Origin of the sequence: Pseudomonas sp. FEN (assembly GCF_904067045.1) — a bacterium.
Taxonomy (GTDB): domain Bacteria; phylum Pseudomonadota; class Gammaproteobacteria; order Pseudomonadales; family Pseudomonadaceae; genus Aquipseudomonas.
In genome coordinates this window covers 252047-268700 of record NZ_CAJFDC010000016.1, presented here as the reverse complement: position 1 = coordinate 268700, position 16654 = coordinate 252047, and the positions used below count along the sequence as shown (strand labels likewise).

1 protein-coding gene is annotated in these 16654 nt (G+C 64.9%); it reads left to right on the top strand.

What is annotated here, in order from left to right; genetic code table 11:
- Positions 1–32 precede the first annotated feature (32 nt).
- Positions 33–16541 (top strand): non-ribosomal peptide synthetase, encoded by a 16509-nt coding sequence (locus tag PFEN_RS19885; protein ID WP_224771017.1) that lies wholly within the window; start codon positions 33–35, stop codon positions 16539–16541.
- Positions 16542–16654: the final 113 nt, after the last annotated feature.

Below are 16654 nucleotides of genomic sequence, written 5' to 3'. Positions count from 1 at the left end.
TCGAACTGTTGGCGATACTGAAAGAAAAGGATGTGCAACTTTCCGTCAAGGGCGACCAACTGGTCGTCAGCGGCAAGCGCCAGTCCCTTACCGAGCCCGCCGTGCTGGCGATGTTGCGCGAGCATAAACCGGCATTGATCGAACTGATCAACGCCGGCGGGTATCGCGCCGGCAAGGCCGGTCAGGTGGAGATTCCCGCCCAGGCGATCCCCGCCGGCTGCGTGCGTATCACCCCGGACATGCTGCCCCTGGTCAAGCTCGACCAGGCGGCTATCGAGCGCATTGTCGCCACGGTGCCCGGCGGGGTCGGTAATGTGCAGGATATCTACCCGCTGGCGCCGTTGCAGGAAGGCATTCTTTATCACCACGTCTCCAGCGAACGTGGCGACCCTTACGTTCTGCAGGCGCAGTTCGCGATTGCCAGCCGCGCCCGCTTCGAGGCGTTTACCCACGCCTTGCAGCAGGTGATCGACCGCCATGACATCCTGCGTACCGGCGTGGTCTGGGAAGGCCTCGACGAACCGGTGCAAGTGGTCTGGCGCCAGGCCCGGCTGGTGGTCGAGGAAATCGACATCGACCCTGCCGCCGGCCCGGCCACCGAGCAACTGCAACAACGTTTCGACCCTCGACACTACCGGCTCGACATCAGCCAGGCGCCCTTGCTGCGCCTGGCCTTTGCTCATGATGCGGTCAACCGGCGTTGGCTGGCGATGCTGCTGTTCCATCATATCGCCATTGACCACGCGGCCCTGGAAGTGGTGCAGCAGGAAATCCATGCACATCTTAACGACCAGGCCCAGGCGCTGGGCGCGCCGGTGCCTTACCGCAACTATGTGGCCCAGGCGCGTCTGGGCGTGAGCCAGGCTGAACACGAACAGTTCTTCCGTGACATGCTCGGCGATGTCGACGAGCCGACCTTGCCGTTCGGCCTGCAGGATGTCCGTGGTGATGGCCATGGTGTCGAAGAGGCGACTCGGGCGCTGCCCGCCGATCTGAGCCTGCGCTTGCGTGCCCAGGCCCGGCAACAAGGGGTGAGCGCGGCGAGCCTGCATCATCTGGCCTGGGCCCTGGTGCTCGGGCGCCTGTGCGGCCACGACGATGTGGTGTTCGGTACCGTGCTGCTGGGGCGGATGCAGGGCAGTCAAGGCGGCCAACGGGCGTTGGGCATGTTTATCAACACCTTGCCGTTGCGGGTTGCCGTGGGCGAGCAGGATGTGCGGGCCGGGGTCAAGGCGACCCATGCGCGCTTGACCGCGCTGCTCGGCCACGAACATGCGCCGCTGGCCCTGGCCCAGCGTTGCAGCGGGGTGGCCGCGCCGACACCGTTGTTCAGCGCCTTGCTCAACTATCGGCACAGTGCGGCGTCGGCGGTGAGCGGCGATGCGGGGCAGTTGTGGGAAGGTATTGAGGGGCTTGGTGGTGAAGAGCGCACCAACTATCCACTGATTCTGTCCCTGGATGACCTGGGTGAGGGTTTCAGCCTGAATGTGCAGGCTGTCGCCGGTATTGGCGCACAGCGGGTCTGCGGGTATATGCAGACGGCCTTGGAGCAGTTGGTCGAGGCCCTGGAGTCGGCGCCGACCTCGGCACTCGACAGCCTGTCGATCCTGCCCGCCGATGAGCGCGAGCAGTTGCTGGTGGGGTTCAACGCTACGGCGCTGGAATATCCGCAAGAGCAGACCATTCATGGCTTGTTCGAGGCGCAGGTTGAGCGCACCCCGGATGCCTTGGCGGTGGTCCATGGCGGGCAGCGCCTGAGTTATCGCGAGCTCAATGAGCAGGCCAACCGCCTGGCGCATGCCTTGCGCAAGCAGGGTGTGTTGCCGGATTCGCGGGTAGGGATCTGTGTTGAGCGTGGTACCGAGATGGTCGTCGGCTTGCTGGCGATCCTCAAGGCGGGTGGCGGTTATGTACCGCTGGATCCGGCTTATCCGGTGGAGCGGATTACCTATATGTTGCAGGACAGTGCTCCGGCGGCCGTTCTCGCACAGACCGCGACCCAGGACCTGTTGGCGGGCGTTTCGGTACCCGTGATCAACCTCGACCAAGGCACTTGGCAGGACGAATCCGTCCAGAATCCGCAGGTACTGGGGCTGACCTCGGCGCACCTGGCGTACTTGATCTACACCTCGGGGTCGACTGGTTTGCCCAAGGGCGTGATGATCGAACACCGCAACACGGTGAACTTCCTGACCTGGGCCCATGCTGCTTTCAACGGTCTCCACGATAATGCGGGGCTGCTGGATCACAGGCAATCTAATTCGGCCTTGAGCAAGACGTTGTTCTCGACTTCGCTGAACTTCGACCTGGCGGTCTACGAATGCTTCGCGCCCTTGACCTCCGGCGGCAGCATCGAGGTGGTGAAAAACGTCCTGGAACTGCAACACGGCGAGCACGATATCGGCCTGATCAACACCGTCCCCTCGGCCCTCAAGGCCCTGTTGGAAGTCGACGGCCTGCCGAAATCGGTGCACACGGTCAACGTCGCCGGTGAAGCCCTCAAGCGCAGCCTGGTGGAAAGCCTGTTCGAACAGACCAGCGTCCAACGCCTGTGCAACCTCTACGGCCCTTCGGAAACCACCACCTACTCCAGCTGGGTGGCGATGGATCGTGAAGCGGGCTTCTCCCCTCACATCGGCAAACCGGTGGGCAACACCCAGTTCTACCTGCTGGACGAGCAACAACAACCCGTCCCACTGGGCGTCCCGGGTGAAATCTACATCGGCGGCGCGGGCGTGGCCCGAGGCTACCTGAACCGCGATGACCTGACCGCTGAACGCTTCCTCAAGGACCCGTTCAGTCCAGATACCTCGGCCCGCATGTACCGCACCGGCGACCTCGGTCGTTATCTGGAGGACGGCAATATCGAATACCTGGGTCGCAACGACGACCAGGTAAAAATCCGCGGCTTCCGTATCGAACTCGGCGAGATTGATGCCCGCCTGGCCAAACACCCGGCCATCCACGAAGCCGTGGTTACAGCCCGCGAAGACATCCCGGGCGACAAACGCCTGGTGGCCTATTACACCCTGGCCGCCGAGCACACCTCGGTCGATATCGACAGCCTGCGTCGCCATCTGCAAGAACAACTGCCGGAGTACATGGTCCCGGCCATCTACGTGCAGCTCGACGCGCTACCGCTGACCCCGAACGGCAAACTCGACCGCAAGGCCCTGCCGGCCCCGGATCTGGAAGCAGTCATCAGCCGCGGCTACGAAGCCCCGCAAGGCGAAACCGAAACCACCCTGGCGCAAATCTGGGCCGAGTTGCTCAAGGTCGAGCGAGTGGGTCGTCATGATCACTTCTTCGAACTGGGCGGCCATTCGTTGCTGGCGGTCAGCCTGATCGGGCGCATGCGCCAGGTCGGTCTGAGTGCCGATGTACGCGTGCTGTTCAGCCAGCCGACCCTGGCCGCGCTGGCCGCCGCCGTGGGCAGTGGCCGTGAAATCGTGGTCCCGGCCAACGCCATTCCATCTGGCTGCGAGTACATCACCCCGGATATGCTGCCGCTGGTCAACCTCGACCAGGCGGCTATCGAGCAGATTGTCGCGAATGTGCCCGGTGGTGCGGCGAACGTGCAGGATATCTACCCGTTGGCGCCGTTGCAGGAAGGGATTCTCTATCACCATCTGGCGTCCGCGACAGGTGACCCCTACGTGCTGCATGCCCTGTTCACGGTGCCGGACCGCCAGCGCCTGGACGCTTTTGCCCAGGCACTGCAACAGGTGATCGAGCGCCATGACATCCTGCGCAGCGCGGTGCTCTGGCAAGGCCTGGACGAGCCGGTCCAGGTGGTTTGGCGCCAGGCCCGGCTGCATTGCGAAGCCCTGTCGCTGGACCCCCGCGCCGGTGACGTGGCGAGCCAGCTCAAGGCGCGCTTCGATACCCATCACTCGCGCCTGGACGTGAGCCGGGCACCGCTGATGCAACTGGTGTTTGCCGAGGACGAAGCCGAACGGCGCTGGGTGGCGATGCTGCGCTTCCACCATATGGCCCTGGACCATACCGCCCTGGAGGTGGTGCGCGACGAAATCCAGGCGCACCTGCTGGGGCAGGCCGCGCAGTTGGGGCGTCCGGTACCATACCGCAACTATGTGGCCCAGGCGCGGCTGGGGTCGCATCGGGAAGAACAGGAGGCGTTCTTCCGCGAGATGCTTGGCGATATCGACGAGCCGACGCTGCCGTTCGGTTTGCAGGATGTGCAGGGCGACGGTCACATCATCGAAGAAGCCACCCGGACCTTGCCGTCGGCCTTGAGCCTGCGCCTGCGGGCTCGGGCACGGCAATTGGGGGTAAGCGCCGCCAGCCTGCATCACCTGGCCTGGGCCCGGGTACTGGGCCAGGTTTCGGGGAAGCAGGATGTGGTGTTCGGCACCGTGTTGATGGGCCGGATGCAAGGCGGCGAGGGCGCCGATCGGGCGTTGGGGATGTTTATCAATACCTTGCCGCTGCGGGTTGCCGTGGGCGAGCAGGGTGTGCGCGCCGGAGTCAAGGCGACCCATGCGCGGCTGACCGCCTTGCTCGGTCACGAACACGCGTCCCTGGCCTTGGCCCAGCGTTGCAGCGGGGTGGCCGCGCCGACGCCACTGTTCAGCGCCTTGCTCAACTACCGGCACAGCGCTGTCGTCAGTGTTTCCGAACAGGCTGCGCAGGCCTGGCAGGGTATCGAGACCCTGGGGGCGGAGGAACGGACCAACTACCCCTTGACCTTGAACGTCGATGACCTGGGCGATGGCTTCAGCCTGAATGTGCAAGTCAGCGCCGAGATCGGGGCCATGCGGGTTTGTGGCTATATGGAGGCGGCGCTGGAGCATCTGCTGCAAGCGCTGGAGCAGGATCCAGAGGCGCCGCTGAGCAGTCTGTCGATCCTGCCCGTCGATGAGCGCGAGCAGTTGCTGGTGGGGTTCAACGCTACGGCACTGGAGTATCCGCGGGCGCAGACCATTCATGGGCTGTTCGAAGCGCAGGTTGAGCGTACCCCGGATGCTTTGGCGGTAGTGCATGGTGGGCAGCGCCTGAGTTATCGGGAACTCAACGAGCAGGCCAACCGCCTGGCGCATGCCTTGCGCAAGCAGGGTGTGTTGCCGGATTCGCGGGTAGGGATCTGTGTTGAGCGTGGTACCGAGATGGTCGTCGGCTTGCTGGCGATCCTCAAGGCGGGCGGCGGTTATGTACCGTTGGATCCGGCTTATCCGGTGGAGCGGATTGCCTATATGTTGCAGGACAGTGCTCCGGCGGCAGTTCTCGCACAGACCGCGACCCAGGACCTGTTGGCGGGTGTTTCGGTACCGGTGATCAATCTTGACCAGGGCACCTGGCAGGACGAATCCGTCCGGAATCCAGAGGTGCCGGGGCTGACCTCGGCGCACCTGGCGTACCTGATCTACACCTCGGGGTCGACTGGTTTGCCCAAGGGCGTGATGATCGAACACCGCAACACGGTGAACTTCCTGACCTGGGCCCATGCTGCTTTCAATGGCCTCAACGCTAACGCGGATCTGGGATCCGGCTTGCCGGCGATGACGGCCGACCAGGCGATGCAAGACTCGCGGGCCTCATCGCCAGCAAGCTGGCTCCTACAGGGATCGGGGTCGGCCTTGAGCAAGACGTTGTTCTCGACTTCGCTGAACTTCGACCTGGCGGTCTACGAGTGCTTCGCGCCCTTGACCTCCGGCGGCAGCATCGAGGTAGTGAAAAACGTCCTGGAACTGCAACACGGCGAGCACGATATCGGCCTGATCAACACCGTCCCCTCGGCCCTCAAGGCCCTGTTGGAAGTCGACGGCCTGCCGAAATCGGTGCACACGGTCAACGTCGCTGGCGAAGCCCTCAAGCGCAGCTTGGTGGAAACCCTGTTCGAACAGACCAGTGTCCAACGCCTGTGCAACCTCTACGGTCCCTCGGAAACCACCACCTACTCCAGCTGGGTGGCGATGGATCGCGAGGAGGGTTTCGCCCCTCACATCGGTAAACCGGTGGGCAACACCCAGTTCTACCTGCTGGACGAGCAACAACAACCCGTCCCACTGGGCGTCCCGGGTGAAATCTACATCGGCGGTGCCGGCGTGGCCCGAGGCTACCTGAACCGCGATGACCTGACCGCCGAACGCTTCCTCAAGGACCCGTTCAGCCCGGACACCTCGGCCCGCATGTACCGCACTGGCGACCTTGGTCGCTACCTGGCGGACGGCAATATCGAATACCTGGGCCGCAACGACGACCAGGTAAAAATCCGCGGCTTCCGTATCGAACTCGGCGAAATCGACGCCCGCCTGGCCAAACACCCGGCCATCCACGAAGCCGTGGTCACGGTCCGCGAAGACATCCCGGGCGACAAACGCCTGGTGGCCTATTACACCGTCCAATCCACGGAAGCCGCGCCGGCTATCGACAGCCTGCGCGGCTGGTTACTGGGGCAACTGCCGGCCTACATGGTCCCGGTGGCCTACATGCGGCTCGACGCGCTACCGCTGACTCCGAACGGCAAACTCGACCGCAAGGCCCTGCCGGCCCCGGACCTCGAAGCAGTCATCAGCCGTGGCTACGAGGCCCCGCAAGGCGAAACCGAAACCACCCTGGCGCAAATCTGGGCCGAGTTGCTCAAGGTCGAGCGAGTGGGGCGTCATGATCACTTCTTCGAACTGGGCGGCCATTCGTTGCTGGCGGTCAGCCTGATCGGGCGCATGCGCCAGGTCGGTCTGAGTGCCGATGTGCGTGTGTTGTTCAGTCAGCCGACCCTGGCCGCGCTGGCCGCCGCGGTGGGCGGTGGCCGTGAAATCGTGGTCCCGGCCAACGCCATCCCATCCGGTTGCGAGTACATCACCCCGGACATGCTGCCGCTGGTCAACCTCAGCCAGGCGGCTATCGAGCAGATTGTCGCGAATGTGCCCGGTGGTGCGGCGAACGTGCAGGATATCTACCCGCTGGCGCCGTTGCAGGAAGGGATTCTCTATCACCACCTGGCGGCCCGGGCCGGCGACCCCTATGTGTTGCAGACCCAGTTCGCCTTCGATAACCGCGAGCGCCTGGAGTCCTTTGTCCAGGCCCTGCAGATGGTCATCGATCGCCATGACATCCTGCGTACCGGGGTGGTCTGGGAAGGCCTCGATTCGCCCGTGCAAGTGGTCTGGCGTCAGGCGCGGTTGCATCTTGAAGCGCTCGAACTCGACCCGGCGGCCGGTGATATCGGTACGCAACTGCATAGCCGTTTCGATCCCCGTCACTATCGTCTGGACATCGGCCAGGCACCGCTGATGCGCCTGGTTTATGCCGAAGATCCGTGCAACCAGCGGATCAGCGCGATGCTGCTGTTCCATCACATGGCCCTGGACCATACCGCCCTGGAGGTGGTGCGCGATGAGATGCAGGCGCACCTGTTGGGGCAGGCCACGCGGTTGGGCAGTCCGGTGCCGTATCGCAACTATGTGGCCCAGGCACGCCTGGGTGTCAGCCAGGCCGATCACGAAGTCTTTTTCCGCGACATGCTCGGCAAGGTGGAGGAGCCGACCTTGCCGTTCGGCTTGCAGGATGTGCAGGGCGATGGTCACGATGTCGAGCAAGACAGCCTGGTGCTGGACCGCCAACTGGGGCGGCGCCTGCGGGCCCAGGCCCGGCAATTGGGGGTGAGCGCCGCCAGCCTGTATCACCTGGCCTGGGCCCGGGTGCTGGGCCAGGTTTCGGGGAAGCAGGATGTGGTGTTCGGCACCGTGTTGATGGGCCGGATGCAGGGCGGCGAGGGTGCCGACCGGGCGTTGGGGATGTTTATCAATACCTTGCCGCTGCGGGTTGCCGTCGCTGAGCAGGGTGTGCGGGCCGGAGTCAAGGCGACCCATGCGCGGCTGAGCGCCTTGCTCGGTCACGAACACGCGCCGCTGGCGCTGGCCCAGCGTTGCAGCGGGGTGGCCGCGCCGACGCCACTGTTCAGCGCCTTGCTCAACTACCGGCACAGCGCCGTTGGCAATGTTTCCGAACAGGCCGCGCAGGCTTGGCGGGGGATCGAGACCCTCGGTGGCGAAGAGCGCACCAACTATCCGCTGACGTTGAACGTCGACGACCTCGGCGATGGCTTCAAGCTGGATGTGCAGGCCGTCGCCGGTATCGGCGCACAGCGGATCTGCGGGTATATGCAGACAGTCTTGAGCCATCTGCTCGAGGCCCTGGAAAGCTCACCGGATTCGGCGCTGCGCGATCTGCCGGTGCTGCCGGCGGCCGAGCGCGAACAATTGCTGGTGGCGTTCAACGCCAGCTCCCGCGATTACCCACGCACACAGACCGTGCACGGCCTGTTCGAGGCCCAGGTCCGCGCCCGCCCCGAGGCGTGCGCGGCGATACACGATGGCGTGTCCCTGACCTATGCCGAGCTCAACACCCGGGCCAATCGCCTGGCCCGGCATCTGCGTGGCCTCGGCGTGCAACCGGGCGACAGCGTGGCGATCCTGCTGGCGCGCGGCCATGGGCTGCTGGTCAGCCAGTTGGCGGTACTCAAGTGCGCGGCGGTCTATGTTCCGCTGGACATCAACGCGCCGGTCGAGCGCCAGGGCTTCATGATCGAGGACAGCCAGGCTCGCGTCCTGTTGAGCGAAAGCCAGGTGCCTCTTGCCGCCAGCGTGCCGCGCGTGGACCTCGACCGCCTGGACCTGACACGCCTGGACGGCGCTGACCTGGAGGGTGCGCAGTCCAGCGAAAGCGTGGCCTACATCATGTACACCTCGGGTTCCACCGGCACCCCCAAGGGCGTGCTGGTGCCACATCGAGCGATCAGCCGCCTGGTGCTGAACAACGGCTATGCCGACTTCAATGCCCAGGACCGGGTGGCCTTCGCCTCCAACCCGGCGTTCGATGCCAGTACCCTCGACGTCTGGGCGCCGCTGCTCAATGGCGGCTGCGTGGTGGTGGTCGAGCAGGCGGTGTTGCTGAGCCTGGAGGATTTCCGTGCCTTGCTGCTGGCGCAGTCGGTGACGGTACTGTGGATGACCGCCGGGCTGTTCCATCAGTACGCTTGCGGCTTGGGCGAGGCCTTTTCGCGCCTGCGCTACCTGATCGTCGGCGGCGATGTGCTGGACCGGGCGGTGATCGCCCGGGTACTGGAAGACGGCACGCCCGAACATTTGCTTAACGGCTATGGCCCGACCGAGGCCACGACCTTTTCCACGACCTACGAGATCACTTCGGCTGGCGATGCTGCCATTCCCATCGGCCGGCCGGTTGGCAACAGCCAGGTCTATGTACTTGATACCCAGGGCCAACTGGTACCGCTGGGAGTGGTCGGCGAGTTGTATATCGGCGGCCAGGGCGTGGCCAAGGGGTACCTGAACCGGGAGGACCTGACCCGGGAGAAATTCGTTGCCGATCCGTTCGACAGCGACCCGCGGGCACGCCTGTACCGCACCGGCGACCTGGTGCGCTGGCGCGCCGACGGCAACCTGGAATACCTGGGGCGCAATGACGCCCAGGTGAAGATCCGTGGCTTCCGGGTCGAACTGGGCGAGATCGAAGCGCGCCTGGCTGAGCATCCCGAGGTCAGGGAGGCGGCGGTGTTGTGCCGCGAGGATATCCCCGGAGACAAACGCCTGGTGGCCTATATCGCCTCGACGGGCGAACCGACCCCGGTCGCGGCGCTGCACGGCTACCTGCAAGATCTGTTGCCGGAATACATGGTGCCCACGGCCTATGTGCACCTCGAGCGCCTGCCGCTGACGGCCAACGGCAAGCTGGACCGCAAGGCCCTGCCGGCGCCGGACGAGCACGCGCTGATCAGCCGTGGCTACGAAGCGCCGCAAGGCGAAGTGGAAACCCAGCTGGCGTCGATCTGGGCGGACGTGCTCAAGGTCGGACGGGTCGGGCGGCATGATCACTTCTTCGAACTGGGTGGTCATTCGCTGCTGGCGGTGACGCTGATCGAACGCATGCGCCAGGTAGGACTGAGCGCCGATGTGCGGGTGCTGTTCAGCCAGCCGACTCTGGCCGCGCTGGCCGCGGAGGTGGGCAGTGGCCGCGAGATCCAGGTGCCGGCCAATGATATCGGCCTCGATTGCGCGCGCATAACCCCGCGAATGTTGCCGCTGGCGGACCTCGACCAGGCCGCCATCGAGCGGATCGTCGCCACGGTCCCGGGCGGTGTCGCCAACGTCCAGGACATCTATGCCCTGGCGCCGTTGCAGGCGGGCATCCTCTACCACCACCTCAGCGCGGAGCACGGCGACCCCTACCTGCTACAAGCGCAATTCGGCTTTGACAGTCAGGAGCGCCTGGACGATTTCGCCAAGGCTTTGCAGTTCGTGATCCAGCGGCATGACATCCTGCGTACCGCGCTGGTCTGGGAAGGTCTCGACGAACCCGTGCAAGTGGTCTGGCGCCAGGCACGGCTGGTACGCGAAAGCCTCGAGCCGGACCCACTGGCCGGCGATGTGGCGAGCCAACTGCATCAGCGTTTCGATGCCCGGCACCATCGCCTGGATATTCGCCAGGCACCGATGCTGCGGTTGATCCAGGCCTGGGATGCGCCAAACCAGCGCTGGCTGGCACTGTTGCTGTTCCACCACCTGGCGATGGACCACACCGCGATGGACGTGGTGCAGCACGAGATGCAGGCCTATCTGCTGGGGCGGCAGGCACAATTGGGTGCGGCGGTGCCGTATCGCAACTATGTCGCCCAGGCCCGCCTGGGTGTGAGCCATGAAGAGCACGAGCGGTTTTTCCGTGAACGGCTTGGCGATGTCGACGAGCCGACCCTGCCGTTCGGCCTGCAGCAGGTACAAGGTGATGGCCAGGACATCGACGAAGCCCACCTGGCCGTGGGCGTGGGCCTCAGTCGCCGCTTGCGGGCGCAGGCCCGCCGGGCCGGGGTGAGTGCCGCCAGCCTGGTGCATCTGGCTTGGGCCCTGGTGCTGGGTCGGGCCGCGGGCCGCGACGATGTGGTGTTCGGCACGGTGCTGATGGGCCGGATGCAGGGCGGCGAAGGCGCCGATCGGGCCTTGGGGATGTTTATCAACACCCTGCCGTTGCGGGTGGTCCTTGGCGCTCGGAGTGCACGGGAAGGGGTCAAGACCACCCACGACGAACTGACCGCGCTGCTCGGACATGAACATGCTTCCCTGGCCCTGGCCCAGCGTTGCAGCGGCGTGAGCGCGCCGCTGCCGTTGTTCAGCGCCTTGCTCAACTATCGCCACAGCAGTATCGCCATGACCGACGAGGGGCTGACGGCCTGGCACGGCATGCAGTCCCTGGGGGGGGAGGAACGCACCAACTATCCGCTGACCCTCAATGTCGACGACCTGGGTGAGGACTTCCTGTTGGCCGCCCAGACCGTTGCGCCGATCGAGGCCGGACGGATCTGTGCCTATATGCATCAGGCCTTGCACAGTCTGGTCGATGCGCTGGAGCAATCGGGCGAAGCGCCGTTGCGGGACCTGTCGGTGCTGCCGGACGATGAACGTCGGCTGTTGCTGGAGGATTTCAATGCCACTGCGGTCGACTACCCGGGGGAACTGACCCTGCCGGGTCTGTTCGAGGCCCGGGTTGCCCTGTGTGGCGATGCGCTCGCGCTGGTGAGCGAGCAGGGCAGCCTGACCTATGACGCGCTTAATCGGCAGGCCAATCGTATCGCCCACCGCCTGATCGAGTTGGGGGTCGGCCCGGATGATCGGGTGGCGATCTGTGTCGAACGCGGCCTGGAAATGGTGGCGGGGCTGTTGGGGGTTCTCAAGGCCGGTGCGGCCTATGTGCCGCTGGACCCGTACTATCCGCTTGATCGTCTGGCCTATATGCTGGAGAGCTGTGCCCCGACGGTAATCCTCACCCAGGAAGCCTTGCTCCCGGTACTTCCGGCAGGTGCCGTGCCGGTGCTGTTGCTCGATCCCGAGCAGGCCGGGCGCGCGGGGTTCCTGGCGCAGCCCGAGGTCAATCCGCCGCGGGTTGGGATGCGCCCTGAACATCTGGCCTATGTGATTTACACATCGGGTTCCACCGGGCAGCCGAAGGGGGTGCAGGTAGCGCATCGGGGCTTGAGCAACTTCCTCCTGTCCATGGGCCGGGAACCGGGGCTTTCGGCGCAGGATCGCTTGCTGGCCGTCACCACGATTTGCTTCGACATCGCCGCGCTGGAGCTGTATTTGCCCTTGGTCAACGGCGCCTGTGTGGTCCTGGCCTCCCGCGAGGCGGCCATGGATGGCATGCAATTGCAGCGCCTGCTCGACGAGCAGCGGATCACGCTGATGCAGGCGACCCCGGCCACCTGGCACATGCTGGTGAGCAGTGGTTGGACCGGCAATCGGGAGCTGCGCATCCTCTGCGGTGGCGAGGCGCTGCCTCGCAGCCTGGCGCGTGAGCTGCTGTCGCGTGGCCGGGAACTGTGGAACCTCTACGGCCCCACGGAGGCCACCATCTGGGCCTGTGTCGAGCGCGTCGATGGACAGGGCGAATCGGTCATCGTGCCGATCGGCAAGCCGATGGCCAATACGCGGATCTATCTGCTCGACGCCAACCATCAGCCGGTGCCGCTGGGCGTGGCCGGTGAGCTGTATATCAGTGGTGTGCAAGTGGCCCGTGGCTACCTGAACCGCCCGGACCTGAGCGCCGAGCGCTTCCTCGACGATCCGTTCCATAGCGGGCGCATGTACCGCACCGGCGACCTCGGTCGCTATCTGCCGGACGGCACGCTGGAGTACCTGGGCCGCAACGACGACCAGGTGAAGATCCGTGGTTTCCGGATCGAACTGGGCGAAATCGAAGCCCGTCTGGCCGCTTGTCCCGGGGTCAAGGACAGCGTGGTCCTGGCACGGGAAGACCACCCGGGCGAAAAACGCCTGGTGGCCTATTTCACGGCACAACAACCCGAAACGCCGCTGGAAATCGAAAGCCTGCGCGATCATCTGCAAGGGGCGCTGCCGGAGTACATGATCCCGACGGCCTACGTGCAGCTCGATGCCTTGCCCTTGACGCCCAACCGCAAAGTCGACCGCAAGGCGCTGCCGGCGCCGGACGGTGCGGCACTGGTCAGCCGTGCATACGAAGCGCCGCAAGGTAAAACCGAAAGCGTGCTGGCACAGTTGTGGGCCGACCTGCTCAAGGTCGAGCGCGTAGGACGAAATGATCACTTCTTCGAACTGGGCGGCCACTCGCTGCTGGCGGTGACACTGATCGAACGGATGCGCCAGGCCGGTCTGAGCGCCGATGTCCGGGTGTTGTTCGGCCAGCCGACCCTGGCGGCGTTGGCGGCGGCGGTGGGCGTCAGCACGGAGATCGTGGTGCCGGCCAACCTGATCGCGCCGGGCTGCGCGCACATCACCCCGGAGCTGTTGCCACTGGTCAGCCTGACCCAGGCGCAGATCGACCGGGTGCTGGCGAGCGTGCCGGGCGGTGCGGCGAATGTGCAGGATATCTACCCGTTGGCCCCCTTGCAGGAGGGTATCCTGTTCCATCACCTGTCGGCCGGCGAAGGTGATCCTTATGTGCTGCAATCGCAGTTCGGTTTCGATAGCCGCGGTCGCCTGGAGGATTTCATCCAGGCGTTGCAACGCGTAATCGACCGTCACGATGTCCTGCGCACATCGATTGTCTGGGAAGGGTTGGAGACACCGCTGCAAGTGGTCTGGCGCCAGGCCCGGCTGGAGGTCGAGACACTCGGACTCGATCCGCGGGATGGCGAGCCGCTGGCGCAACTGCTGCAACGTTTCGATCCGGCGCACTACCGTTTGAATCTGCAGCAGGCGCCACTGCTGCACCTGGCCGTCAGCGAAGATGTGCTCAACCGGCGCTGGGTGGGTATCCTGCTGTTCCATCATATCGCCATTGACCACACCACCATGGCCGTGGTGCAACAGGAAATGCAGGCCTGCCTGCGTGGGCAGGCCCTGCCGCTGGCGCCGGCGGCGCCATATCGCAACTATGTGGCCCAGGCGCGCCTGGGGGTCAGCCAGCAGGAACATGAAGCTTTCTTCCGCGAGATGCTCGGTGATATCGACGAGCCGACCCTGCCGTTCGATCAGCAGGAGGTGCGTGATGAGGGGCGGGATGTCGCCGAAGTTCAGTTGGCGCTGGACCTTGGCCTGTCCCGGCGTCTGCGGGGGCGGGCCCGGCAGTCGGGTGTCAGTGCGGCAAGCCTGGTGCACCTGGCCTGGGGCCTGGTGCTGGGGCGCTTGTGCCGACGAGAGACGGTGGTGTTTGGTACGGTGTTGCTGGGGCGGATGCAGGGTGGCGAAGGTGCCGACCGGGCGTTGGGGATGTTTATCAATACCTTGCCGCTGCGGTTGGACCTCGGCGAACTGGGCACCCGGAGCGCGCTCAAGGCTGCCCATGGCCGGCTGACGGCGCTGCTCGGTCATGAGCATGCGTCCCTGGCGCTGGCCCAGCGCTGCAGCGGGGTGCCGGCGCCAACGCCATTGTTCAGCGCCTTGCTCAACTACCGGCATGCGGCCGCTGAGGTCAGCCAGCAGGCACTGGATGCCTGGCAGGGGATCGAGAGCCTGGGCGGTGGCGAGCGCACCAATTATCCGCTGATGCTTTCGGTGGACGATGACGGTGTCGGCTTGCGCCTGACGGTGCAGGCGACTGGCGGTATCGATGCGCGGCGGATCTGTGGGTATATGCAGGCCGCGTTGGCGAGTTTGGTGGGGGCGCTGGAGCAGGATAGCGACGTACCGTTGGGGCGACTGTCGATGCTGCCGGCGGTAGAGCGCGAGCAGTTGTTGTTCGGGTTCAACGCTACGGCGCTGGAGTACCCGCAAGAGCAGACTATTCATGGGCTGTTCGAAGCGCAGGTTGAGCGTACCCCGGATGCCTTGGCGGTAGTGCATGGCGGGCAGCGCCTGAGTTATCGCGAGCTCAATGAGCAGGCCAACCGATTGGCCCATGCCTTGCGTAAGCAGGGTGTGCAACCGGATTCGCGGGTAGGGATCTGTGTTGAGCGTGGTACCGAGATGGTCGTCGGCTTGCTGGCGATCCTCAAGGCGGGCGGCGGTTATGTACCGCTGGATCCGGCTTATCCGGTGGAGCGGATTGCCTATATGTTGCAGGACAGTGCTCCGGCGGCTGTTCTCGCACAGACCGCGACCCAGGACCTGTTGGCGGGCGTTTCGGTACCCGTGATCAACCTCGACCGAGGCACTTGGCAGGACGAATCCGTCCGGAATCCAGAGGTGCCGGGGCTGACCTCGGCGCACCTGGCGTACTTGATCTACACCTCGGGTTCGACCGGCTTGCCCAAGGGCGTGATGATCGAACACCGCAACACGGTGAACTTCCTGACCTGGGCCCATGCCGCTTTCAATACAGGCGCCACCCCTCCTGTAGGAGCGGTGGCGGGGTCGGCCTTGGGCAAGACGTTGTTCTCGACTTCGCTGAACTTCGACCTGGCGGTCTACGAGTGCTTCGCGCCCTTGACCTCCGGCGGCAGCATCGAGGTGGTGAAAAACGTCCTGGAGTTGCAACACGGCGAGCACGATATCGGCCTGATCAACACCGTCCCCTCGGCCCTCAAGGCCCTGCTGGAAGTCGACGGCCTGCCGAAATCAGTGCACACGGTCAACGTCGCTGGCGAAGCCCTCAAGCGCAGCCTGGTGGAAAGCCTGTTCGAGAAAACTGCTGTCCAACGCCTGTGCAACCTCTACGGCCCTTCGGAAACCACCACCTACTCCAGCTGGGTAGCGATGGACCGCGAGGCGGGTTTCGCCCTTCACATCGGCAAACCGGTGGGCAACACCCAGTTCTACCTGCTGGACGAGCAACAACAACCCGTCCCACTGGGCGTCCCGGGTGAAATCTACATCGGCGGCGCCGGCGTGGCCCGAGGCTACCTGAACCGCGATGACCTGACCGCCGAACGCTTCCTCAAGGACCCGTTCAGCCCGGATGCCTCGGCCCGCATGTACCGCACCGGCGACCTCGGTCGTTATCTGGAGGACGGTAATATCGAATACCTGGGCCGCAACGACGACCAGGTAAAAATCCGCGGCTTCCGTATCGAACTGGGAGAGATCGAAGCCCGCCTGGCCAAGCACCCCGAGGTGCGGGAGGCGGTGGTGATGGCCCGCGAGGATGTACCCGGCGAAACCCGCCTGGTGGCGTATTTCACTCCGGACAACAGCGCTGTGTTGCCGGACAGCGGTACTCTGCGCGCTTACCTGCAAGGACTGCTGCCGGACTACATGCTGCCGGCAGCCTATATGCCACTCGACGCCTTGCCGCTGACCCCCAACGGCAAGCTCGATCGCAAGGCCCTGCCGGTACCGGACAGCAGCGCCTACGCCTCGCGCGACTATGAAGCCCCGGTGGGTGAAGTCGAGACCCAACTGGCGGCGCTCTGGGTCGACCTGCTCAAGGTCGAGCGAGTGGGGCGTCATGATCACTTCTTCGAACTTGGCGGCCATTCGCTGTTGGCGGTGAGCCTGATCGAACGGATGCGCCAGGCAAACCTGGAGGCCGATGTCCGGGTGTTGTTCGGCCAGCCGACGCTATCCCAGGTGGCCGCTTCGGTGAGCCGCGTGCAACCGCGGGAGGTCCCGCGGACGAAGATTCCGACGCTCAATCGCAAACGCCGTATCTGAGGCCCAGGCAACGGCCCGTTCGATCGCGCATCGGTCGGGCCGTTGCCTTTCTCTTCCTTCCCTTCGCAATACCCCGGCCGGGCGCGCTCCTGAGGCGACTTGTCCCGGCTTCC